The following is a 21,987-nucleotide window of genomic DNA, read 5'->3' as shown; positions in this document are numbered from 1 at the left end:
TGCGAACAAAGCGGAAACGATGCTTGATGGGCGATGAACCTCGCGGCCCATGATTCGACGTTTTTGGAACAGACCGGCCAGCCGGCTTATCTCGCCCGGCTGAACGACGCCCAACGCCAGGCCGTCGAACATGGCGACGGCAAGATTGCAGGCCCGCTGCTGGTTATCGCCGGCGCCGGCTCCGGCAAGACCAACACGCTGGCGCACCGCGTCGCCCACTTGATCGTCAAGGGAGCCGACCCGCGCCGCATCCTGCTGATGACGTTTTCGCGGCGCGCCGCATCCGAAATGGCGAGACGTGTCGAGCGCATCGCCGGCGAAGTGCTCGGCCGCGACGCCGCGGTGATCACGGACGCACTGACCTGGGCCGGCACTTTTCATGGCATCGGCGCGCGGCTGCTGCGGGACTATGCGCTGGAGATCGGCCTCGATCCGGCCTTCACCATCCATGATCGGGAGGATTCCGCCGATCTGATGAATCTCGTGCGCCACGAACTCGGTTTGTCCAGGACGGAAGCGCGCTTTCCGACCAAAGGCACCTGCCTTGCCATCTATTCGCGCGCCGTCAACGCGCAGGCGCCGCTGGGTGAGGTACTGGGGTCCGCCTTCCCCTGGTGCGCCGGCTGGGCCGAGCAGCTCAAGCAATTGTTTGCCGGTTACGTCGAGGCCAAGCAGGCGCAGAATGTGCTCGATTACGACGATTTGCTGCTCTACTGGGCGCAGATGACAGCCGAGCCTGAAATCGCCACGCATCTGGGCGGACGGTTCGACCATGTGCTGGTCGACGAATATCAGGACACCAACCGGCTGCAGGCCTCGATCCTGATGGCACTCAAGCCCGACGGCGCCGGGCTGACGGTCGTCGGTGACGACGCGCAGTCGATCTATTCGTTCCGGGCCGCCGAGGTGCGCAACATCCTCGACTTCCCTAGACAGTTCGCGCAGACCGCCGATGTGGTGATGCTGGAGCGCAATTATCGCTCGACCGAGACCATTCTGGCGGCCGCCAACGCTGTCATCGGCGAAGCCTCGGAGCGCTTCACCAAGAACCTGTGGTCGGAACGCAAATCCGCCGACAAACCGAGACTTGTGACCGTGCGCGACGAGGTCGAACAAGCGAACTTCGTCTGCGACACCATCCTTGCCGAGCGCGAGGCCGGTACCGCGCTGAAGTCGCAGGCGGTGCTGTTTCGCGCCTCGCACCACAGCGGGCCGCTGGAGATCGAGCTGACGCGGCGCAACATCCCTTTCGTCAAGTTCGGTGGCCTGAAATTCCTCGATGCCGCGCATGTCAAGGACGTGCTGGCGGTGCTGCGCTTTGCCGAAAATCCGCGCGATCGTGTCGCCGGCTTTCGCGTGCTGCAGCTTCTTCCCGGCATTGGCCCTTCCGCCGCCGCGCAGGTCGTCGAGGCCATGACATCGGCGCTGGACGAGGCGATGGGACTGGCCGGCTGGCGTCCGCCGCAGCGCGCCGCCGACGACTGGCCCGGCTTCGTCTCGCTCTATTCCGGCTTGCGCGCCGGCGCCAAATGGCCGGCCGATCTCGAACAGGTCAGGCTGTGGTACGAACCGCATCTGGAGCGCATCCACGAGGATGCGATCACGCGCCGCGCGGACCTGCTGCAACTCGAGCAAATCGGCTTGGGCTATGCTTCGCGCGAACGCTTCCTGACCGAGCTGACGCTCGATCCGCCGGACGCAACCAGCGACCAGGCCGGCCCTCCGCACCGCGACGAGGACTATTTGATCTTGTCGACCATCCACTCGGCCAAGGGCCAGGAGTGGAAGAACGTCTTCGTGCTGAACACGGTCGATGGCTGCATTCCGGCCGATCTCGGTGTCGGCACCAAGGAAGATATCGAGGAGGAGCGACGGCTGCTCTACGTGGCGATGACACGGGCCAAGGACAATCTCAACCTCGTCATGCCCCAGCGCTTCTTTCCGCATGGCCAGGCGGCACGCGGCGACCGCCATGTCTACGCCTCGCGCACCCGTTTCATTCCGGCCTCCATCCTCGCCGCGTTCCAGCAGCTTTCGTGGCCGGCCGCGCAAGCGGCGCAGGGCAGGGCGCCTCGGCCGGAGGTGCGCGTCGACATCGGCGCGCGCATGCGCGGCATGTGGAAATAGCAGGAAGCCGATGCCGCAGCCGCCGATCAGGATCGCCATATCAGGCGCTCTCGGCCGCATGGGTCGCCAGATGGCGGATGCGGTGCGGGCCGATGTGCGTCTGGCGCTCACCGGCTGCTTTCACCGTCCGGGCAGTGTCGGCGATGGGCTGGTGAGCCGCGACGAGGCGCTCGCCACAGCCGACGTGGTGGTCGACTTCACCACGCCGGCGGCCTCCGTGGAACTGGCCAGATTGTGTGCCGGAAGGGGCGGGCCAGCCCTGGTGATTGGCTCGACGGGTTTCGAGGCCGCCGAGATGGCCACCATCGCCGATGCCGCGAAAACCATCGCCATCGTGCGCTCCGGCAGCTTCTCGCTCGGGCTCAACATGCTGGTCGGATTGGTCGAACAGGCGGCGCGGGCGCTTGAGCCCGATGACTGGGATGCGGAGATTTTCGAGGCGCATCATCGCCACAAGATCGACGCGCCTTCGGGCACGGCGCTGATGCTGGGGCAGGCTGTTGCCGGCGGACGCGAAATCGGGCTGGCCACGGTTGCGAGGCGCGTCCGCGATGGCGTCACCGGCGCGCGGCCGGCGGGCGAGATAGGCTTCGCGATGGCGCGGGGTGGCGCCATCATTGGTGAGCACAGCGTCAGCTTCTGCACGGAAGGCGAGACCGTCACCTTGGCGCATTCGGCTGGTGACCGCATCATGTTTGCACGCGGCGCCATCGCCGCGGCATTGTGGGTGGCGGGCCGCGCTCCCGGCGAATACGACATGCGCGACGTATTGGGTTTTGGCGCATCGTAACCAGCAAATCCTGGCTGTTTTCATTCCCCGGTTGCTAAAGTGGCTGAAAGCCAGCTGAAAGCTTGGGCATGCAATTGATTCATTGCGGCGTTCGCCGCGTGACCGGTGCGGGAGTGGCCGGCAGGAGGAATGCGGCGCAGCCTGGATGGCGCGCCGCCCAGGTGGAGGAAGTTACATGACCGGTTTGATCTCGAAGTGCATCTTGCGTTCGGCGGCGCTGACGCTCGCCATTGTCGGCACGGGCGCGACCGCGGCGTGCGCCGCGGACAAGATCACCATCATTGTCGGCGGCATGGAAAAGCAGATTTACCTGCCGGCCGTGCTCACCCAGCAGCTCGGCTACTTCAAGGATGAGGGGCTCGACGTCGAACTGATCAACTCGCGAGCCGGCGTCGAGGCCGAGAATGAATTGCTGGCCGGCGCCGTGCAGGGCGTTGTCGGCTTTTATGACCACACTGTCGACCTACAGTCAAAGGGCAAATACATCGAGTCGATCGTCCAGTTCAGCCAGGCCCCTGGCGAGGTCGAACTGGTCTCCGCCAAGCACCCGGAGATCAAGTCGCCGGCCGACTTCAAGGGCGCCACGCTGGGCGTCACCGGGCTTGGGTCGTCGACCGATTTCCTGACCCAATATCTTGCCGTCCGCAGCGGCCTGAAGCCGGGTGATTACACGCTGCTGCCGGTCGGCGCCGGCAACACCTTCATCGCCGCCGTCAAGCAGGACCAAATTCAGGCCGGCATGACCACGGAGCCGACCATCGCGAAATTGCTCAAGACCGGCGAGGCCAGTGTCCTGGTCGACATGCGCACGCCCGAAAAGACCAAGGAAGCGCTGGGCGGCGACTATCCTGCGGCATCCTTCTACGTCCAGTCTTCCTGGGTCGAAGGCCACAAGGACGAAGCACAGAAGCTCGCCAATGCCTTCGTCAAGACGATGAAGTTCATCGCCGGCCATTCGGCCGAGGAGATCGCCGACAAGATGCCGAAGGACTATTACGCCGGCAACAAGGATCTCTATATCCAGGGGCTCGCCGGCGGCAAGGCGATGTTCACGCCCGACGGACGCATGCCGGCCGATGGCCCCGAGACGGTGCTGAAAGTTCTGTCGACCTTCTCCAAGAGCCTGCAGGGCAAGCAGATCGACCTGTCGAAAACCTTCACGACGGAATTCGTCGACGCCGCCAAGTAGGCAGGCAGGCGAGGCGGGTTACCCGGTTCGCTCTTGAGGAACAACAAGTTGCGCCGCTGGCCTGAATCGATTTGGCAGCGGCGCGCCTACCGATGTCGAGAGATGGCGACCACAAGTTTTGGCCGCAGGCATTCTCGCATCATCGCCACAGGAGTATGCCATGCAAGTGCAAACGATGGCGGCTGAGAAGTTGTCTCAGGCCGCGCCGCCGGCCGATGCCGCGATCGCCATCGATGATGTGACGCTACGCTTCGTCACGCCCGACGGCCATATGATGACGGCGATCCGCGACTTCACCATGACGGTGGCGCGTGGCGAATTCGCCTGCGTCGTCGGGCCGACCGGCTGCGGCAAGTCGACGACGCTCAACCTCGTCACCGGCCTGCTGCGGCCGACCACAGGTCATGTCCGCGTCATGGGCAAACCGGTCACCGATATCAGCCGCGACATCGGTTTCGTCTTCCAGGCCGATGCGCTTTTTCCCTGGCGAAGCGTCATCGACAATGTCGCCGCCGGTCCGCTTTATCGCGGGATCCCCAAGGCGCAGGCCTATGATCGGGCCCGCGACTGGATCGCCCGCGTCGGCCTCGGCCGCTTCGAAAAACATTATCCGCACCAGCTTTCGGGCGGCATGCGCAAGCGCGTCGCCCTTGCCCAGACCTTCATCAACCAGCCGAAGATTCTGCTTATGGACGAGCCGTTCAGTGCGCTCGACATGCAGACGCGCACGGCCATGCAGGACGAATTGCTCGGCCTGTGGTCGGAACAGAAATCCTCCGTCGTCTTCGTCACCCACGATCTGGAGGAGGCGGTGGCCCTGGCCGACAAGGTCTATGTGCTCACCGCCGGGCCGGGAACGGTCAAGAGCGTCTACCGCATCGACCTGCCGCGTCCGCGTGTCATGGCCGACATCCGTTACGACCCGAAATTCGTCGAGATCGCCAAGGTGATCTGGAACGACCTGCGCGAAGAAGTGCAGCTCGGCCAGAGCCGCACCTTGCAGAGCGGGCATTGAGAGGAGACACCAACATGACCGCTATCTCTCCCACCGCTTCCCATGCCGCCGTCCGCGATGCCTCCATTGCCGTTGCCGAGGCCCGGGCGAGGGCCCGGCTGCGCCGCCGCCATGCTTTGGTCATCGGCCTGCGCCTGGCTATCCTCGTTGCGTTCCTTGGCCTGTGGGAACTCGGCGCCGACTATAACATCATCGACCCGTTCTTCTTCGCCAGCCCCTCGGGCATCTGGGAACAGATCTGGTCCTGGATCACCGAGGGCACCTCGCAGGGACCGCTCTGGCTGCAGATCTATGTGACGCTGGAGGAAACCTTCCTCGGCTTCGCCATCGGCGCACTGGGCGGCATCGCCGCCGGCATCATTCTCGGCCGCAACCGGCTGCTGGCCGATGTCTTTTCGATCTACATCAAGATCGCCAATTCCGTGCCGCGCGTCGTGCTCGGCTCTGTCTTCATCATCGCGCTCGGCCTCGGCATGGCCTCGAAAGTGGCGCTCGCCGTGGTGATGGTGTTCTTCGTCGTTTTCGCCAACGCCTTCCAGGGGGTTCGCGAGGCCGACAGGGCGATGATCGCCAACGCCCAGATCCTCGGTGCCTCGCCGTTCCAGATCACCCGCACCGTCATTATCCCGTCGGCGATGAGCTGGATCCTGGCCAGCCTGCATGTCAGCTTCGGCTTTGCCTTGGTCGGCGCCGTGGTCGGCGAATTCCTCGGCGCCAAGCAAGGCATGGGCCTGCTGATCTCGACCGCGCAGGGCGCCTTCAACGCCAATGGCGTCTTCGCCGCCATGATCATCCTGGCGGTTATGGCGCTGGTGGTGGAATTCATCATCACCCGCTTCGAGAACTATGTCGTCAAGTGGCGGCCGGCGCCGTTCAACGAGCAGGGCACCTGATTTTGTTCCGAGGACAGTACGAGCCCGCGCTTGGTGCGGGTCGGTTCAGGCCAGGGGCAACCTGACCTCGACCACCAGACCGCCGGCCGCGCCATCCCCGAGGGTGACGCGGCCGCCGGCATTCTCGACAACCTCGCGCACGATGGCGAGGCCCAGGCCGCTGCCTTCCTCGGTCGAACCGGCGATGCGATAAAAGCGCTCGAACACGTGATCCCGCTCTTCGGCCGGGATGCCGGGTCCGTCATCGGCTACCGTCAACACGGCTTCGCTATCGATGGCGGCCAGCTTCACCGTCACGCTGGCGCCTGCCGTCGAGTAACGCAGCGCGTTGTCGACAAGATTGACGATCATCTCGCGCAGCATGGTGCCGTCGCCAATGACTGCAACCGGCCCTGTTTCCTCCAGCCCGAGATCGATCTTGCGGGCGATCGCCGCGGGCGCCTGCGTTTCCAGTACATGGCGGGCGGCTTCTGTCAGGTCGATGCGATCGGCGCGTGGCCGCCGGCTGCCAGGCTCAGCACGCGACAGGGTGAGCAATTGTTCGGCCAGCCGCGCCAGCTTGCCGGAGCTGGCCTGCAGCGCCACCAGCGCTTCCTGGCGCGCATCGGTGGCGGTTTCGCGTAGCGCATAGCTTGCCTGCGTCGATAGCAGTGCCAGCGGCGTGCGCAATTGATGTGCGGCATTGGCGATGAAACGGCGCTGCGCTCCCATCTGCGCGCGCACCCGTTCCATGTAGGCGTTGAGCGCCTCTATCAGAGGCCGGATTTCGCTCTGCGCGCCCGGCACGTCAACCGGATCGAGGTCGCTTCGGTTTGGCGAACGCACCGCGTCGCGCAGGCTCATCAATGGCGCCAGGCCGCGGCGCAGGCCAAGCAGCACGAACACGCCGGCGATCGCCACCAGCGCCAGTTGCTGGACGAAGGCGCTGAACCACAGCCGCTTCACCATCGCATCATGCCCGGAGAGCGTTATGCCCACGGTGACCGTTATGGGGGAATCGCCGCCGGCGCCGATCACCGCGTGGCTGAGCGTCAAGAGCCGCAACATATGGTCGCGATAGCTCGCCTCGGCGCTCGCATGCCGCGGCGCTTGCGGCAAATCGGGGTAACCGGTCAGCAACCGTCCTCCGGCGGTCTCGACGCGATAGTAGACGCTGTCGCGATCGCCGGTATCGAACATCTCGATCGCCGCCGGCGGGATGGTGGCATCGAGTACGCCATCGGCCATGGCGACCTGCTCGGCGATGGCGCGGGCCGAGCCGACCAGCATGCGGTCGGTGACCAGATCGGCGGTCGCCAGCGCGTTGCGCTGGCTGGTCCACAGATTGATGGTCGCAAGCCCGGCCAGGGGGAGCACGACCCAGGCCAGCAATTGCAGACGCAGGCTGTTAGTCTTCATAGCGCCAAATCATCATGGCGCCAGATCCTCATGGCGCAAGAGATAGCCGAGGCCACGCAAAGTGGTGATCTGGACCCGCGACCCCTCGAGCTTCTTGCGCACACGGTGCACATAGATCTCGATGGCGCTTGGATCGGCGTCGGTCTCGAAATCGTAGATCGCCGCCGACAGGGCGGCCTTGCTTACCGTGCGTCCCGCCTTGATCATCAATTGTTCAAGTACGGCATGTTCGCGTGGTGTCAGGGCCAGTGTTTCACCGCCGAGCGAAAACAGCCTGGTGTTGGTGTCGAAGACGAGGTCGCCGCAGGCAACGACCGGTGCCGTCCGGTCATTGGCGCGGCGCAGTTGGACGCGGATGCGCGCTTCGAGTTCCTCTACCTGGAAGGGCTTCGCCAGATAGTCGTCGGCGCCTTCGTTGAGGCCTTTGACCCGGCCATCGAGGCTGGCATTGGCAGTCAGTACGATCACCGGCACCCGGTTGCCGCGGGCTCGCAGCATGCGCAGCACTTCCAGTCCGCCCATGCGGGGCAACGCAAGGTCGAGAATGACAAGCGCGTGGTCGCCGGCGGCAAGCGCGTGCTCGACATCCTCGCCGTCATGGACGATGTCAACGACATAATTCGCCTGGCGCAAGGTCTTGCCTAGCCAGTCCGCCAGTTCGCGATTGTCCTCCACAAGCAGCAATCGCATGTCTATTGCCGTTCCAGCATCCACTTCGGTCTCAACGGCCACCAAGGCTCGATCGACGATCCCATTCGGCAATCGGAACCCGGATGATCGATAGTATCGATCGCAACGCAAGGCAAATGCGGCTTGGCTGCGGCCGGCGATGGTTTTTCGCGGGCTAGATGCCTCGTTTGAAATATAAATCGAACCGAACGGTTCGGTTCTGGTTGACGGATTGTATCATAAACAGTGAACAATAGGCGTGAGTCGGTCGGTGTTTGCGTCTGCGGGAGAAACGCTAATCTCCTGAAAATGTTTGAGAATTCAGGCTGAAAATGCTGCAATGCAATATGCATTGTCCATAATATGATGAAATACTGCAAAACCGACGCGACTGGTAATTCCAAAAGGCCTTCCCCATCTGGAGGTGGTCCGAGCGACGCGAAATCCTCCCAAGGGCACGCCACTAGACGGACAGAACAAAGAAATTCTGGAGTAAATAAAATGACCAAGATCGCTCTTACCGCCGCCGCCATCCTCGTTGCCACGGGCACTGCTTTTGCCGGCAGCGACAATTATGGCTCGGCCAACGCCAACCAGCCTGCCGCCACTGTCGACCATTCGGTCACTGCTTCGACCTCGAAGTCGACGGCCGCGTCGGTCCAGGCTCCGCAGGGCGCTGACCGCAACCTCTTCGGCCGCTAATCGCGACTGCCAATCCATCCAACTTTGAATTCAGGAGTACTTGAAATGACCAAGATCGCACTCACCGCCGCTGCCATCCTCGTTGCCACTGGCACCGCTTTTGCCGGCAGCGACAACTACGGTTCCGACAACGCCAACCAGCCGGTTGCCAGCCAGTCGACCTCCAACGTCGACACCTTCCACACCGGTTCGATCCTGAAGGCGGACAAGGCGCAGGCCGATGCCAATGCCAACGTTCCGGCTCAGTCGGGCCAGGGCATCTGGGGCCGCTAATCCCTTCTAGCATCGCGTGACTACAAAGAGCGGTGGGCCTGGCCCGCCGCTCTTGTTTTGTGACAAATGGAATCAGGCGAGCCAGTCGGGTTCAGTCGTGCCGGATAGCCGTCGAACAAGTGCCGGCCAGCGCGCCGATCACGGATCGAACCAATCGGTTCAATTAATGTTGACGCTCCGTGAACGCCCGGCGAACGCCCCCTCGGCGAAACAAAGCGTGATACTCCGTGAGTTGCGCAACAAGAGACTGATAGCGTTGATAAAAAACACTTCTGCCGAATCCGTGCCCCAGCCTCGATGTCCGAAATCGGGCCGTGAAGGAACATCTTCGTGATTGGAAGCCGACGAACGAAAAACCCACTTTCAGCTGGTCCGAGCGACGCGAAATTCCTCCCAAAGGCACGCCACTTGACGGACAGACCAGACCTATCGGAGTAAAGAAATGAACAGGATCGCACTTACCGCCGCCGCCATTCTCGTTGCCACGGGCGGCGCCTTCGCCGGCAGCGACAATTATGGCTCTGACAATGTCAATCAGCCGGCGGTCACCGCGCCCGCGGGTAAAATCGACCACAGCTATACGGCTTCGATCCGCAAGCCGGTCGAACACCGCGGTTTCAAGCTGACGCCCGATTCCAATCAGCCTGATCCCGGCCAGGGCAACTGGGGCAACTGATCCACGCCGGCCTCGCCTGGCTTGACGACAAAGAGCGGTGGGCCTGGCCCGCCGCTCTTGTTTTGAGGTTCAGACCGAAGGCCGCCGATCTTACCAGTCGGCAGAAACATCTCACGTCCAGGAATAAAACCAGGCTGCTTCTGGTCTTCTCCTCAGCGGAACCGTCCTCCCAAGACGCCGCCCAACGGATGAACAGGAGATTGAAATGAACAGACTTGCTCTCGCTACCGCCGCTATTCTTGTCGCAGCCGGGGGTGCATTCGCCGGCAGCGACCACTATGGCTCCGACAATGCCAACCAGCCGGTCGCCCCGGTCGCCGGCGTGGATCACGCCGCCACGGGCGCCGTCAACGACACGGATATGATCAAACACAAGACCGCCGACACCAAGATGAAGCCAGCCACCGACTGGCCCGAGCCTGGCCAGGGCATCTGGGGTAACTGATGTCGCGGCTGCGGCGGGTCTGATCTGCCGCACCCGCGGACATTAGACTTCTAGCTCAGATCCTTCGGCCGCAAGCAATGTGTCAGCCTGGCGGCCGACACCCCGGACCAATCGTCTTCAAGGACGAAGCGCGCGAGGGCTGCTGTCGGAAACTTTTCCTCGAGCCTCTTGCGCGCCTTCGCCTCCGATCCCGGTCCGGCAAGCTGTTTTGCCAGCTCCTCAAGGCCCGGATTGTGGCCGAGAACCAGCAGGCAGCTGGTCGAAGGGTCCGCTTTGCGTAGCTGACCCAGAATATCCGCCGCTGCGGCATCGTAGAGCGCCTCGGCAAACGCGACCCGGGGATGCACTGGCAGTTCCGCCGCCACCAGCCGCCAGGTATCGCGGGTGCGCAGCGCCGGCGACACCAGCGCCTGATCCGGCAGCCAGTTGCGCGCTCCAAGCTCGCGGCCGATCAGCCGGGCCGCCTTCAACCCACGTTCCGCCAGCGGTCGGTCGAAATCGTCGAGGTCAGGGTCGTCCCAACTCGATTTGGCGTGACGCAGCAGGAGCAGCTGTTTCATCGCTGCGCTCTCGCTCAGGGCGTGATCCGCGCCAGGTGCTCGAGGTCGGCTTCCTCGCGCAGCGGATCGGGCGCCATCACCACCGAGGTGCCGTTGTCGGCATCGTCGGCGAAGTGGGCAAGAACCGTATGCCCGGCCTCCATGCGTGCCTTGCCTTCGGCGACCAGTCCAAGCGCCAGCGGGTAGAGCCGGTGCTCTGCCTTGAGCACGCGCGCGGCCAGCGTATCGGCATTGTCGCCGACCATCACCGGCACGGCCGCTTGCGCGATGATCGGGCCATCATCCATCTCGGACGTGACGAAATGCACCGTGCAGCCATGGATGCGGATGCCGGCGGCCAACGCGCGCGCATGGGTGTCGAGCCCCTTGAAGGCCGGCAGCAGGGCAGGGTGGATGTTGATCATGCGGCCCTGCCATTTCTGGACAAAGCCGGGGGTCAGGATGCGCATATAGCCGGCCAGCGCCACGATGTCGGCGTTGAAGGCCGCAAGTGCCGCGTCGATCGCCGCGTCATGCGCCTGCTTGCTGCCATGGTCGGCGCGGGAAATCACCTGGGTGGCGATGCCGCGTGCCCTGGCGATGCCGAGGCCGGCGGCGTCCGCCTTGTCGGAAATGACGCCGGCAATCTCGGCCGGGAAGGCCGGATCGCTGGCCGCCGCGATCAGCGCGGTCATGTTGGAGCCGCGCCCCGAAATCAGGACAACGGTGCGTTTTCTCTGCGTGCTCATAGGCCGATCGAACCCCGATAGATGACGCCGGCGTCGCGACGCGGCACGATGCGGCCGATCGGCGTCACCGTCTCGCCGGCTTCCTGCAGCACGGCCGCGACCTGCGCCGCCTGACCGGAAGCGACAGCCAAAATCATGCCGATGCCGCAATTGAAAGTTCGCATCATCTCCTCCGGCGCCACGCCGCCTGTCTTGGCCAGCCAGGAAAACACCGGCGGCACGTCGATGGCATTGAGGTCAAGTTCGGCGGAAAAGTCCTTGGGCAGCACGCGCGGAATGTTTTCCGGAAAACCGCCGCCGGTGATGTGCGCCAGCGCCTTGATGCCATGCGTGTTGCGGATCGCCTTGAGGATCGACTTGACGTAGATGCGGGTGGGTTCGAGCAGTGCCTCGGCAAGCGTCGCCTCGTCGTTGAACGGTGCTGGATCGTTCCACGCCAGACCGCTGGCGGCGACGATGCGGCGCACCAGCGAGAAACCATTCGAATGCAGGCCGGAAGACGCCAGCCCGAGCAGCACGTCGCCCTCGACGATGTCGTCGGTGGGCAGGAGCTGGCCGCGTTCGGCCGCACCCACGGCAAAGCCAGCAAGGTCATAGTCCTTGCCGTGATACATGCCCGGCATTTCCGCCGTCTCGCCGCCGATCAGCGCGCAGCCGGCCTGACGGCAGCCCTGTGCGATGCCGCCGACAATCGCGGCACCCTGATCGGGATCGAGTTTGCCGGTGGCGAAATAGTCGAGGAAGAACAGCGGTTCGGCGCCCTGCACGACGATGTCGTTGACGCACATGGCGACAAGGTCGATGCCGATCGTGTCGTGTTTTCCCGCCTCGATGGCGATCTTGAGCTTGGTGCCGACGCCGTCATTGGCTGCTACCAGGACCGGATCGGTGAAACCGGCCGCTTTCAGATCGAACAGGCCGCCGAAGCCGCCGATCTCGCCATCCGCGCCCGGCCGGCGCGTCGCGCGCACCAGCGGCTTGATCTTCTCTACCATGAGGTTGCCGGCATCGATATCGACGCCCGCCTGCGCATAGGTGAGCCCGTTTCCGCGCTTGGCCGTTTTGTTCTGGCCCGTTTTATGCTGGCCGGTTTCGCGCTTGCTCATCGCAATGTTCCTGCTCGTTTGCGGGCTCTTCGCATGAACGGTTTCGGTCCGCAAGGATAACGGCCGAACCGGGCTTCGTTTGGCCGACAAAAGCGTGGATAGCCGGGGGCATCGCACTCAGTGCTTGCGGCTGGCCCAGCCGGCTCTCCCTTGCCTCGGCCCTCCATCTCCCTCATCTATCTCAACGCATAATACGGCGGGACAATGCGTTGACCATCCCCAACCTGATCACCATGCTGCGCGTTGTCCTGGTGCCTGCCGTGGTGTTGGCCATGCTGCAGGCGCGTTGGGACTGGGCCTTTGCCGGCTTCGTCGTTGCCGGCATTTCCGACGGCGTCGACGGCTTCATCGCCCGCCGCTTCAACCAGCAGTCCAGGTTCGGCGCCTATCTCGATCCGATCGCCGACAAGCTGCTGCTGGTTTCGGTGTTCGTCGTCATGGGCATCATCGGTCAGTTGCCGCTGTGGCTGGTCGTCACCATGGTGTCGCGTGACGCCTTGATCGTCTGCGCGGTCCTGTTGTCCACGGCGATGGCCCATCCGGTCGAGATCAAACCGTTCCTGGTCTCCAAGGCGAATACCGCCGTCCAGATCGTGCTGGCGGCGGTTGTGCTGGGCGAACTCGCCTTTGCCGTGCACCTCGACCCTCTGCGGCCAGGCCTCATATTGCTGTCCGGGGTCTTGACCGTGGCTTCGGCCGCGGCCTATCTCGTGGCTTGGCTGAGGCATATGAGCGGCTATGGCGAAGGCGGTAAATCAGGCTGACAAGCCCATCGACGGCAGGCCTGCCCGCAAGCCGGCCGCCCGCAAGGCGGCGCTGGGCAAGACCGACGACGGCCAGATGGTTGTCGTCGTGCCGGAAGGCGAGACGGCGGCAGAGGCCGAGGCGTCGGCCACGTTCCGGCGCCAGATATTCTTCTGGCTGGCGGGTGCCGCGATCCTGGCGCTCTTCCTTTATGTCTTCAGCGACATCCTGCTGCCCTTCGTCGCCGGCATGGTGCTTGCCTATTTCCTCGATCCGGTCGCCGACCGTCTGCAGCGGCTCGGCCTCAGCCGCTTCATGGCGACGGTGGTCATCCTCATCACATTCCTGATCGTGCTGGTGCTGGCCTTGGTCATCCTCATTCCGGTGCTGGCGACACAGATGGCCGATTTCGCCGGCAAGCTGCCGGAGTACCTGACCCGGCTGCAGAGCCTGATCACCTCCTTTGATCCGAAGTGGCTGGAACAGAAATTCGGCGTCAACGCCAATGGCTTGCGCGATGGGCTGAACTCGCTGCTGACCTCCGGTTTCGGCCTGCTCACGACGGTTTTCACTTCGATCTGGAGTTCGGGCGTGGCGCTGGTCTCGGTGGTCAGCCTGTTCGTGGTGACGCCGGTCGTGGCCTTCTACATGCTGCTCGACTGGGACCGCATGGTGGCGGTCATCGACAGCTGGGTGCCGCGCGACAACGTCGCCACGGTCCGCGCCATCGCGCGCGACGTCAACACCGCCACCGCTGGCTTCGTGCGCGGCCAGGGTACGCTCTGCCTGGTGCTGGGCGCCATGTACGCCACCGGCCTTACGCTGACCGGGCTGAACTTCGCCATCCTCATCGGCCTGTTCGCCGGGCTGATCTCCTTCATCCCCTATGTCGGCTCATTGACCGGGCTGGTGCTGGCCGTCGGCGTCGCCTTCGTTCAGTTCTGGCCGGACTGGACGATGATCGTCGCGGTTGCGGTGGTCTTCTTCATCGGCCAGTTCATCGAAGGCAACATCCTGCAGCCCAGGCTGGTCGGCAAAAGCGTCGGCCTGCATCCTGTATGGCTGATGTTCGCGCTGTTCGCCTTCGGCGCGCTGTTCGGCTTCGTCGGCCTTTTGATTGCCGTGCCGGCTTCGGCGGCGGTTGCGGTGCTGGTGCGATTTGCCATCGCCCGTTATCTCGAATCGCCGCTCTACAAAGGCCATGCGACAGAACCCGCGCCGGCATTGCCAGCCGATCGCGGCGGCGGCCACCGCTCGCAACCGCGTCGCTGAAGTGACCGCGCAGCGAACCGACCCGCCACGCCAGTTGCCGCTCGATCTCGGCCATGGCACCGGTTACTCGCGTGATGAGCTGGTCGTCTCCGGTACCAACAACCAGGCGGCCGCACTGGTCGACCGCTGGCCGGATTGGCCAACACCGGTGGTCGTGCTGGCGGGCCCAGCCGGCTCCGGCAAGACGCATCTTGCCTCGATCTGGGGTGCGCGCGCCAAGGCGGTGACTGTCGACGCCAGGCGCATTGGCGACAGCATCGCAAATCTTGGTGCCCGCCCGGCCCTGATCGATGATGTCGACGCACGCGCGGTCGACGAACTGGGCCTGTTCCATCTCATCAATGCGGTGCGTGGCGCCGGCTCGACGCTGCTTTTGACCGCACGCCGCTTTCCCTCGGCCTGGGGTGTATCGCTGCCCGATCTTGCATCGCGGCTCAAGGCTGCGGCGACCGTCGAGATCCATGAGCCCGATGATCTCCTGCTCGCCGGTGTCATCACCAAGCTGTTCGCCGACCGCCAGGTCGAGGTCGAGCCGCATGTCGTGCAGTATTTGGTGCGGCGCATCGAGCGTTCTCTGGCAACCGCGATGCGTGTGGTGGAGCGCCTGGATCGTACCGCCCTGGAGCGCAAGATGCCGATCACCAGGGCATTGGCCGCCGAAACCGTCAATGCCATGGACGAAGGGCAGGGCGAGTTCGAGATTTGATGACTTCAGGGTTCCGGCGGTCCTCCGTCTCGACCTGAGTCCCATTTTGGGAAACAAGACTGGCATCCATCTTGCTGCGTGAGCTTGCCGGCTGACCCCGGTCCTGATTGCGTTCCAAATCAGGTTGTAGGCTCGCCGGGAATGAGGCGCTTGGGGTTCTCGCCCGGCGAGCTTGCGTTCAAAATGCGTCGAGCGGGTGCCGCCGCAGCGGACATCCATCCCAACGACACGGACCACCCCCGCATTGTCGAAACTCTTGAAATAGACCACTCGATGGTCTATTTCTCGATTGAAAGATTTGGACCGGAGAATGGTCCATGCGGAGTATTCGATGCAGGTATCCGTTACCGACGCCAAGGGACAGCTGACCGAGCTGGTGCGCCGCGCTGAGGCGGGCGACGAGGTCATTCTGACCCGTCACGGCCATGCGGCCGTGCGGCTGGTTCCCATCAAGGCAATGCCCGGCAAGGAAGGTCGCCGGACGCTCATGGAAGCGGCGCGTGCGGCAGGGGCGGCCAAGATGAAGGCCGGACCATCCGCTGCCCGCAGCCAGGACTTCCTTTATGGCGATGACGGCATGCCAGAATGATCGCGGTCGATACGTCGGCGCTTATGGCGATCGTCCTGAATGAACTTCAGGCCGACGCCTGCATGGCCGCGCTCGCAGCCGAGAACGACCTCCTGATCTCCGCCGGCACCGTTGCCGAGGCGCTGATCGTCGCGGCCCATCGTGGCGTCGCCGCCGAGCTGTCCAGCCTGATTGACGGGCTTGGTTTCGAGGTGGTGGTGGTAACGCTGGCCTCGGCCCGGCGTATCGCCGAAGCCTATGCGCGATGGGGCAAGGGCAGCCATCCGGCCGCGCTCAATTTCGGCGATTGTTTCTCCTACGAGGTGGCGAAGGAGCACGCTTGCCGGCTGTTATATGTCGGAGCCGATTTTTCGAAAACCGATATAGAGGGTGTGCTCTCAACGTAGCACTGCCGGCCGGTGAACTTGCGACCAATCACAGCCACATTCTGACGAAATGCCGGACCAACAGATAGACGGCCGAGTGCGCGGCGATATAGCAGGCCGCGACCAGCACAAAAATCCCGATGCTGGCTGCCCACGAACGGGAGGCGACGATGCCAGGTGCGAGCCTGCCGTGCCTGCGGCTCTCGCGATTGTTCCACGTCGCCAAGGCGGCACAGGCGATCGCCCATGCCACCATGAACGGAACCGTCACGCCCGCATAGGCGAAATAGGCCGGCCCGAACAGCGACATCCAAGTATCGATCCCAAGCACCGCCAACCCCCGTTTGCCGCAGCTTAAGCCAGCAATGCCGATGGAAGCGAGCATGAAATAATGACACGCGGATAAGGGCCAAAACCCCTTCGGTGCCATCGGTGTCGCATTTTAAATGAGAAATGGTCGGAGTGGAGAGATTCGAACTCCCGACCCTCTGGTCCCAAACCAGATGCGCTACCAGCCTGCGCTACACTCCGAACGGTCTGTTGCCTATTCATTTCGGTGGTACATGGCAAGTGCAAAAACCTTGCCGCCGCTGCCAATGCGCAGTAATGACGGGCGAAGAGGCGGCGATGCCGCCTTGCCAACAAAGAGGTGGCCATGTCCGCGCGCATTTTCAGCCCAGCCAAAACCGCGATGCAGTCCGGCAAGGCCAAGACCGGCCATTGGGTGCTGGAATTCGACCCCGAGATGCGCAAGAAGATCGATCCCTTGATGGGCTACACCACGTCGGGTGACATGAGAAGCCAGATCCGGCTCACCTTCGACACGCGCGAAGAAGCGGTGGCCTACGCGGAAAAGGAAGGGCTTGCCTTCCGTGTCGAGGAACCGAAAGAGACCAAGCGCCGCCAGATTTCCTATGCGGAGAATTTCCGCTATGACCGCAGAACGCCCTGGACGCACTGAAAGGCGGCAGGCCCAAGCATCCAGCCGGCCGTTGGCCGGCCGACGGTCCCGTAGCTCAGCTGGATAGAGCACCGGCCTTCTAAGCCGATGGTCACAGGTTCGAATCCTGTCGGGATCGCCAATAATTTCAATGGCTTATGTTGCATGCCCTCACGCGGTGGCGCGATCCTACCCCTGCCTGCCAGTGCTGCCACGCCGCTTACCGGAAGCCGGAACAGAGTTCGGCCCGCGCAGGGCTCTGGAATTATTTCGTGATCTGGCCCTGTTGGAACCTTGGCCAAGACTACGCGTTCGGGGCCTTGTATTCGTGGAGCCTCATAAAGGCACTATGCGGGCAAGCGAACGGGTGGGCAAAACAAGCGCGGGTTGGGGGAGGAGAAACAAGGCTATGTCGAAACGTGAAATTGGAACGTCCCCTGCCTTGGGGCGGCGTATCGCCGATCTCAGGGCCCGAATGCAAGACGCCGAAATTTCCGGCCATGAAATGAAAACCTTTCACAAGGTGGCCGCCATCATGGGATCTGGCGACGGTTCCTTGCAACTGGATGCCGACGACCTGATCGCGGCATCCTTCGTCGCCGAAGCGGTTGGGCCGGCGCCCAGCCGCTGACTTCGGAATTTCCCTTGTCCGAAATCCGGTGAGCAAATCGCGTCCTCCATTGGGGCACGGCCGCCTGTTGGGCGATCGTGCTCCAGCGCCCGGCCCCTGATCTCGTCTCGTCGTCACCTGATCTCGAATTGAAAGGAAAGTCTTATCATTTTGTTTGCGTTGGCACGTCATAGTAGGGACGGCTAACGGAGTGAAAAGGGATGAAGCTGGACCTGTCGCCCACCAGCTGGGGCAGGGTGATGGCCGTCACCGCCGCCGGCACGGCATTCTTCATTGCCGTGGCGTTTTTCGTCGATTCGTTCAATTTCCCGTATCTTTCGCCCGAGTCTGTCTGGCGCGCTAAGCTGACCGACCTTCTGCTGCCCTTGGTGCTCGGCGGCTCGTTTCTGTTTTTCCTGATGTGGAAGATCCGCCAACTGGCGATAGCCCAGCGCGACCTCAGCGTCATTGCCGCGACGGACAGCCTGACGGCGGTGCTGAACCGCGGCGCCTTCTCGATGCTGGTCGAGGCCTATCTCGAACAGACCCGCAAGCAGGAAGAGACCCGTACCGGCGCGCTGCTGATCATCGATGCCGACCACTTCAAGTCGATCAACGACCGCCTCGGCCATGATTGCGGCGACCAGGCGCTCAAACTGATCGCGCAGGCGATCAAAGGCCAGCTGCGTGGCACCGATATCGTCGGCCGGATCGGCGGTGAGGAGTTCGGTGTATTCCTTCCCGGCGTCGACCCCTCGCAATCCTGGCTGGTTGCCGAAGGCATCCGCCGACGGATACGCGAAATGGACTTTTCGCCGGATGGCCGGTCCTGTCCGCTTTCCGTCAGCATCGGCGGCACCAGCTTCAGCGGGCCGACCACCTACGAGGCAATATTCTCCGCCGCCGACAGACGGCTTTATGCCGCCAAGTCGAATGGACGCGATCAGGTCAGCTTCGATCCGGCGGAAGCCGCTCTAGTGTCTCCGCTCAGCGCCGCCACCGTCCACTGAGGGCAGCCTCGCAGCCGGCTGGCACGACCGCTTCCTTGACGCATACCTGTCTGTGTGCTTCCTCCGCGCAAGTGATGTATGGAGCATCGCCAGAAACACTCCTGCTTCTTGAGTCCCTCGATCGTGCGGTTCGCGGGCACGGCACGGCCCGCGGATGCAGGGAATTGAATGGCCAAACGCCCCGGGCCGGTAAGCACCGCGATCATGATCCACTTATTCAACGGCTTTCAGAACCCGTTTGGCGGCAGTGAGCGCGAAACCCTGGAGTTGTATCGGCTGTTGAGCGCCGAACCCCAGGTGCGCCTCTGGGCGACCTCGTCGCGCGTATCCGAAGACCTGATGCAGGAATTTCCGATACGCCGCGTCTCGCCGGCAACACGCAATGTGCCGGCTGGCGGCACCTATGTCTTTCTCGGTGCGCATTGGCGCAACAAGATGTGGCCTTATCTGATCCCGCGACCGCGCCGGCTGATCTATGTCTTCAACACCTTTCATCCCAAGATCATCGCCCTGACGACCCACAGGCCGCGCCTGCTGGGTTGGCCCGGTGCCGAACTGGTGCTGATCTCCGACTTTCAGAAGCGCATGCTGCGGGTCGAGGGCGTCGTGCATCCGTCACCCATCGACATCGAGCGCTTCTCGCCACGGCAGGTAAGGCCAAACGGTCTGTTCACGGTGGGGCGACTGAGCCGCGATACGGCGGACAAGCATCATGCTGACGATGTGGCGCTCTATGAGGCATTGCTGGCCGATGGCGATGCGGTGCGGATTCAGGGCGGCATGCCGCTCAAGGACAGGCTCGCGCCGCATTCGCAACTCGAGCTCCTGCCGCAGGGTGAATTTGCCGCCGAACAGTTTTTGCCGACGCTCGACGTCTTCTATTATCGCACCGGCTCGCATGTGGAGACGTTCGGCCGTGTGGTGTTCGAGGCGATGGCCTGCGGCCTGCCGGTCGTTTGCCATTCGCATGGCGGCTACGCCGATCATATCAGGCATGGCGAAAACGGTTTCCTGTTCGAAACGACGCAACAGGCAGCACGGATCCTGGCCGAGCTTAAAGCCGACCCGGCACTGCGGTTGGCCGTGGGTCAGAAGGCGCGGCGAACCGTCGAGCAGCTGTTTTCGCCGCGGGCGGTGCAACAGCGGTTGGACTTCTATCGGCGTTAGCGGCGCCACGCCGTCCGGCTTTCCAGACACCCTCGGCCAGCAATCCACGTGCCCCGTTTGGCATCGATCCCGACATCGCGCTAAAGCTGGCATCACGTGAATCGCGGGGCGGCCGGCTTCGGCGCGCGGACAGATCGAGCAGGGCTTCTACCGATGACATTGACGGGCGCCGCGGCACTGCTGATCCTGATCTTGACCTATGCCGGCGTCGCAATCGGCCGGATACCTGGCTTGCGGCTCGACCGGGCAGGCATCGCGCTGCTTGGCGGCGCGGCCATGATCGCCATCGGCGCGCTCAGCATGGAGGATGCCTACCGGGCCATAAATTTCGACACCATCACGCTTCTGCTCGGCATGATGATCGTCGTGGCTCATCTGAAGGTGTCGGGTGCCTTTCGCGGTCTTGGCGCCGTCGCCATCGAGCACGCGCATGCACCGTTCATGCTGCTGGTGATGGTGACGCTCCTCACCGGCGTGCTGTCGGCCTTCCTGGTCAATGATGCCATCTGCCTGGTCATGGCGCCGATCGTCGTCCACGTTACCCGCGTTATCAACCGCAATCCGATCCCCTATCTGATCGCCACCGCCACCGCTTCGAACTGCGGCAGCGTCGCCACCATCACGGGCAATCCGCAGAACATGGTCATCGGCGCGCTGTCGGGCATTTCCTATCCGGCCTTTTCGGCGGCACTCGCCCCGGTCGCCTTGTTCGGCCTTGTCGCGGTCATCGTCATCGTGCGCATCGTCTACCGCGCCGAATTCACCCGCAACGGCGAACTGACGCCACACATCTCGCGCGGCCGCATGCATCGCGGCCAGGTGCTGAAGGCGGTGGTCGTCTGCGTCGGGCTGGCGATCGCCTTCTTCGCTGGTGTTCCCGTAGCCAAGGCGGCGCTCATCGGCGGCGCCATTCTGCTGCTGACCCGCGCCATCAAGCCATCGCGCATCTACCGCGAGATCGACGGACCGCTGCTGTTCATGTTCGCGGGACTGTTCGTGGTGGTTGCCGGCGCGGAAAAGACGCTGCTGACACCTGAGATGATCGCCTCGGCCAAGAACATCGGGCTCGACGATGTCTGGAGGCTTTCGGGTTTCACCGCGGTGTTGTCCAACGTCATGAGCAATGTTCCGGCCGTGCTGGCGCTCAGACCTTTCATACCCGGCCTGGAAAACCCCGAGCGCGCCTGGCTGGTCGTAGCCATGAGCTCGACGCTCGCCGGTAACTTCACGTTGCTCGGCTCGGTCGCCAATCTGATCGTCGCCGAGCAGTCCAAGGCCGCAGGCACGCCGTTGTCTTTCGGCGCCTTCTTCAAGGTCGGCCTGCCGCTGACGTTGGTTACGCTCTTGGCCGGTACGGGGTGGCTGGCGCTCGGGGGGTAGCCCCTAGGCCTGGCTGCCCGACATTCGCGCCCTGACAAGCGTGGCCGCGGCTCGTCCGGCTGCTTCGACGTAATCGGGGTTGCGATGGATGAGCATGATCGAAAAGCAGCCGTCGATCAGCAGCACGATCTCGCGCGCCAGCGCCTGCGGCCCCTCGATATGGTGGCCGGACAATTCTGCCGCCAGCCATGTCTCGAAATTGCTTTTGTGCCGCGCCCCGACCTTGACCGCCGGGTGCCCTGGCATCGAGGCAAGCTCCGCGGCGGTGCGCAGGAAGCCGCATCCCTTCCATTTCGGATGGCGCGTGGCCCGGGCCAGGTTGGCGAAGATGGCTTCGACCTTGCTGTCCACACCACCTTGTTCAGCCTCGAACCAGCCGGCCATCCGTTTCAGATTGGGCTGATCGCGGCCGTCGAGATAGGCTGCGATGAGGTCGTCCTTGCTCTTGAAGTGGTAATAGAGCGTCCGCTTCGTGAGACCTGCTTCCTCGGCGACGGCATCGACGCTGACACGGCCGATCCCCTCCGCGTAAAACAACCTGGTTGCTGCGTCGACAATGCGCTTGCGGGTAGGACTTTGTGCTTCGGGCATGGATCTAAGTATACCGACTAGTGAATATACACAAGGCGCGAA

The 21,987-nt window shown here is 63.4% G+C and carries 26 protein-coding genes and 2 tRNA genes; 20 read left to right on the top strand and 8 right to left on the bottom strand.

All coding sequences use genetic code 11. From position 1 onward, the window contains the following. The first annotated feature begins 33 nt into the window (after window positions 1-33). The 5 genes from FJ943_RS26435 to FJ943_RS26415 all read left to right on the top strand — a co-directional run bounded on the left by FJ943_RS26435 (window position 34) and on the right by FJ943_RS26415 (window position 6,014). Window positions 34-2,127: an ATP-dependent helicase gene (locus tag FJ943_RS26435; protein WP_140726283.1), complete on the top strand. Its 2,094-nt coding sequence runs from the start codon at window positions 34-36 to the stop codon at window positions 2,125-2,127. 10 nt (window positions 2,128-2,137) lie between these two features. Continuing rightward, entirely contained in the window at window positions 2,138-2,917 is a 780-nt protein-coding gene (gene dapB / locus FJ943_RS26430; protein ID WP_140726280.1) for a 4-hydroxy-tetrahydrodipicolinate reductase, read from the top strand. A gap of 175 nt (window positions 2,918-3,092) precedes the next feature. Beyond that, entirely contained in the window at window positions 3,093-4,106 is a 1,014-nt protein-coding gene (locus FJ943_RS26425) for an ABC transporter substrate-binding protein (protein ID WP_015318446.1), read from the top strand. Between the two features lie 160 nt (window positions 4,107-4,266). Continuing rightward, complete coding sequence (locus tag FJ943_RS26420; RefSeq protein WP_015318445.1) at window positions 4,267-5,121, top strand: ABC transporter ATP-binding protein; 855 nt, start codon at window positions 4,267-4,269, stop codon at window positions 5,119-5,121. Window positions 5,122-5,135: 14 nt separating this feature from the next. Beyond that, on the top strand, window positions 5,136-6,014 hold the full coding sequence (locus tag FJ943_RS26415) for an ABC transporter permease (RefSeq protein ID WP_015318444.1): 879 nt from the start codon (window positions 5,136-5,138) through the stop codon (window positions 6,012-6,014). Window positions 6,015-6,059: 45 nt separating this feature from the next. Here the strand turns inward: FJ943_RS26415 and FJ943_RS26410 are convergent, their stop codons facing one another. Beyond that, a complete protein-coding gene (locus FJ943_RS26410; RefSeq protein ID WP_140726277.1) occupies window positions 6,060-7,412 on the bottom strand; it encodes a sensor histidine kinase in 1,353 nt (450 codons plus the stop codon). 12 nt (window positions 7,413-7,424) lie between these two features. Continuing rightward, entirely contained in the window at window positions 7,425-8,102 is a 678-nt protein-coding gene (locus FJ943_RS26405; protein ID WP_140726275.1) for a response regulator, read from the bottom strand. A 480-nt stretch (window positions 8,103-8,582) separates the two neighbouring features. Between FJ943_RS26405 and FJ943_RS26400 the strand changes: the two genes are divergently transcribed. From FJ943_RS26400 to FJ943_RS26385, 4 genes are all read left to right on the top strand, one after another. Beyond that, window positions 8,583-8,783: a DUF680 domain-containing protein gene (locus FJ943_RS26400; protein WP_015318441.1), complete on the top strand. Its 201-nt coding sequence runs from the start codon at window positions 8,583-8,585 to the stop codon at window positions 8,781-8,783. A 45-nt stretch (window positions 8,784-8,828) separates the two neighbouring features. After that, window positions 8,829-9,056 (top strand): DUF680 domain-containing protein, encoded by a 228-nt coding sequence (locus tag FJ943_RS26395; RefSeq protein WP_015318440.1) that lies wholly within the window; start codon window positions 8,829-8,831, stop codon window positions 9,054-9,056. 442 nt (window positions 9,057-9,498) lie between these two features. Continuing rightward, window positions 9,499-9,732: a DUF680 domain-containing protein gene (locus FJ943_RS26390; RefSeq protein ID WP_015318439.1), complete on the top strand. Its 234-nt coding sequence runs from the start codon at window positions 9,499-9,501 to the stop codon at window positions 9,730-9,732. 205 nt (window positions 9,733-9,937) lie between these two features. Further along, window positions 9,938-10,177, top strand: coding sequence for a DUF680 domain-containing protein (locus FJ943_RS26385; RefSeq protein WP_015318438.1), 240 nt, complete (start codon window positions 9,938-9,940; stop codon window positions 10,175-10,177). A 50-nt stretch (window positions 10,178-10,227) separates the two neighbouring features. On the opposite strand, the gene FJ943_RS26380 is transcribed toward FJ943_RS26385, so the two are convergent. From FJ943_RS26380 to purM, 3 genes are read right to left on the bottom strand one after another with little or no spacing between them, the layout of a single operon-like run. Beyond that, window positions 10,228-10,737: a histidine phosphatase family protein gene (locus tag FJ943_RS26380; protein WP_015318437.1), complete on the bottom strand. Its 510-nt coding sequence runs from the start codon at window positions 10,735-10,737 to the stop codon at window positions 10,228-10,230. Between the two features lie 14 nt (window positions 10,738-10,751). Continuing rightward, entirely contained in the window at window positions 10,752-11,465 is a 714-nt protein-coding gene (gene purN / locus FJ943_RS26375; RefSeq protein WP_015318436.1) for a phosphoribosylglycinamide formyltransferase, read from the bottom strand. Next, window positions 11,462-12,571: a phosphoribosylformylglycinamidine cyclo-ligase gene (gene purM, locus FJ943_RS26370; RefSeq protein WP_140617178.1), complete on the bottom strand. Its 1,110-nt coding sequence runs from the start codon at window positions 12,569-12,571 to the stop codon at window positions 11,462-11,464. Before purM ends, purN begins: the two co-directional genes overlap by 4 nt. A 209-nt stretch (window positions 12,572-12,780) precedes the next feature. Here purM and FJ943_RS26365 point away from each other — a divergent pair, with 209 nt between their 5' ends. From FJ943_RS26365 to FJ943_RS26345, 5 genes are all read left to right on the top strand, one after another. Next, window positions 12,781-13,335: a CDP-alcohol phosphatidyltransferase family protein gene (locus tag FJ943_RS26365; RefSeq protein ID WP_015318434.1), complete on the top strand. Its 555-nt coding sequence runs from the start codon at window positions 12,781-12,783 to the stop codon at window positions 13,333-13,335. A 76-nt stretch (window positions 13,336-13,411) separates the two neighbouring features. Next, window positions 13,412-14,587 carry an AI-2E family transporter gene (locus FJ943_RS26360; RefSeq protein ID WP_140726476.1) on the top strand — a complete coding sequence of 392 codons (1,176 nt, stop codon included), beginning with the start codon at window positions 13,412-13,414 and terminating at the stop codon, window positions 14,585-14,587. A gap of 1 nt (window position 14,588) precedes the next feature. Continuing rightward, the gene (gene hdaA / locus FJ943_RS26355; RefSeq protein WP_140726473.1) at window positions 14,589-15,293 is read left to right on the top strand and encodes a DnaA regulatory inactivator HdaA; all 705 of its coding nucleotides are present in this window, start codon (window positions 14,589-14,591) and stop codon (window positions 15,291-15,293) included. 331 nt (window positions 15,294-15,624) lie between these two features. Then, entirely contained in the window at window positions 15,625-15,882 is a 258-nt protein-coding gene (locus FJ943_RS26350; RefSeq protein WP_015318431.1) for a type II toxin-antitoxin system prevent-host-death family antitoxin, read from the top strand. Next, window positions 15,879-16,268, top strand: a complete 390-nt coding sequence (locus tag FJ943_RS26345) for a type II toxin-antitoxin system VapC family toxin (protein WP_140726273.1) — start codon at window positions 15,879-15,881, stop codon at window positions 16,266-16,268. Before FJ943_RS26350 ends, FJ943_RS26345 begins: the two co-directional genes overlap by 4 nt. 28 nt (window positions 16,269-16,296) lie before the next feature. On the opposite strand, the gene FJ943_RS26340 is transcribed toward FJ943_RS26345, so the two are convergent. Together FJ943_RS26340 and FJ943_RS26335 are read right to left on the bottom strand one after the other, a co-directional pair. Beyond that, window positions 16,297-16,677: a hypothetical protein gene (locus tag FJ943_RS26340; protein ID WP_224525536.1), complete on the bottom strand. Its 381-nt coding sequence runs from the start codon at window positions 16,675-16,677 to the stop codon at window positions 16,297-16,299. A 24-nt stretch (window positions 16,678-16,701) separates the two neighbouring features. Next, window positions 16,702-16,778 (bottom strand) — tRNA-Pro (locus FJ943_RS26335). 124 nt (window positions 16,779-16,902) lie between these two features. Between FJ943_RS26335 and FJ943_RS26330 the strand changes: the two genes are divergently transcribed. The 6 genes from FJ943_RS26330 to FJ943_RS26305 all read left to right on the top strand — a co-directional run bounded on the left by FJ943_RS26330 (window position 16,903) and on the right by FJ943_RS26305 (window position 21,354). Continuing rightward, complete coding sequence (locus tag FJ943_RS26330; protein WP_015318428.1) at window positions 16,903-17,208, top strand: ETC complex I subunit; 306 nt, start codon at window positions 16,903-16,905, stop codon at window positions 17,206-17,208. Between the two features lie 44 nt (window positions 17,209-17,252). Continuing rightward, window positions 17,253-17,329: transfer RNA gene (locus tag FJ943_RS26325), tRNA-Arg, on the top strand. 267 nt (window positions 17,330-17,596) lie between these two features. Beyond that, window positions 17,597-17,818, top strand: coding sequence for a hypothetical protein (locus FJ943_RS26320; RefSeq protein ID WP_015318427.1), 222 nt, complete (start codon window positions 17,597-17,599; stop codon window positions 17,816-17,818). Between the two features lie 200 nt (window positions 17,819-18,018). Continuing rightward, window positions 18,019-18,807, top strand: a complete 789-nt coding sequence (locus tag FJ943_RS26315; RefSeq protein ID WP_140664753.1) for a GGDEF domain-containing protein — start codon at window positions 18,019-18,021, stop codon at window positions 18,805-18,807. 168 nt (window positions 18,808-18,975) lie between these two features. After that, window positions 18,976-19,974 carry a glycosyltransferase family 4 protein gene (locus FJ943_RS26310; RefSeq protein WP_246671941.1) on the top strand — a complete coding sequence of 333 codons (999 nt, stop codon included), beginning with the start codon at window positions 18,976-18,978 and terminating at the stop codon, window positions 19,972-19,974. Window positions 19,975-20,127: 153 nt separating this feature from the next. Then, window positions 20,128-21,354 carry an anion transporter gene (locus tag FJ943_RS26305; RefSeq protein WP_140617175.1) on the top strand — a complete coding sequence of 409 codons (1,227 nt, stop codon included), beginning with the start codon at window positions 20,128-20,130 and terminating at the stop codon, window positions 21,352-21,354. 3 nt (window positions 21,355-21,357) lie between these two features. Here FJ943_RS26305 and FJ943_RS26300 read toward each other — a convergent pair whose 3' ends face one another. Beyond that, complete coding sequence (locus FJ943_RS26300; RefSeq protein WP_140726271.1) at window positions 21,358-21,945, bottom strand: TetR/AcrR family transcriptional regulator; 588 nt, start codon at window positions 21,943-21,945, stop codon at window positions 21,358-21,360. Window positions 21,946-21,987: the final 42 nt, after the last annotated feature.

Source organism: Mesorhizobium sp. B2-3-10 (assembly GCF_006442275.1).
Lineage (GTDB): Bacteria > Pseudomonadota > Alphaproteobacteria > Rhizobiales > Rhizobiaceae > Mesorhizobium > Mesorhizobium australicum.
This window is presented reverse-complemented; position numbering and strand designations above follow the sequence as displayed.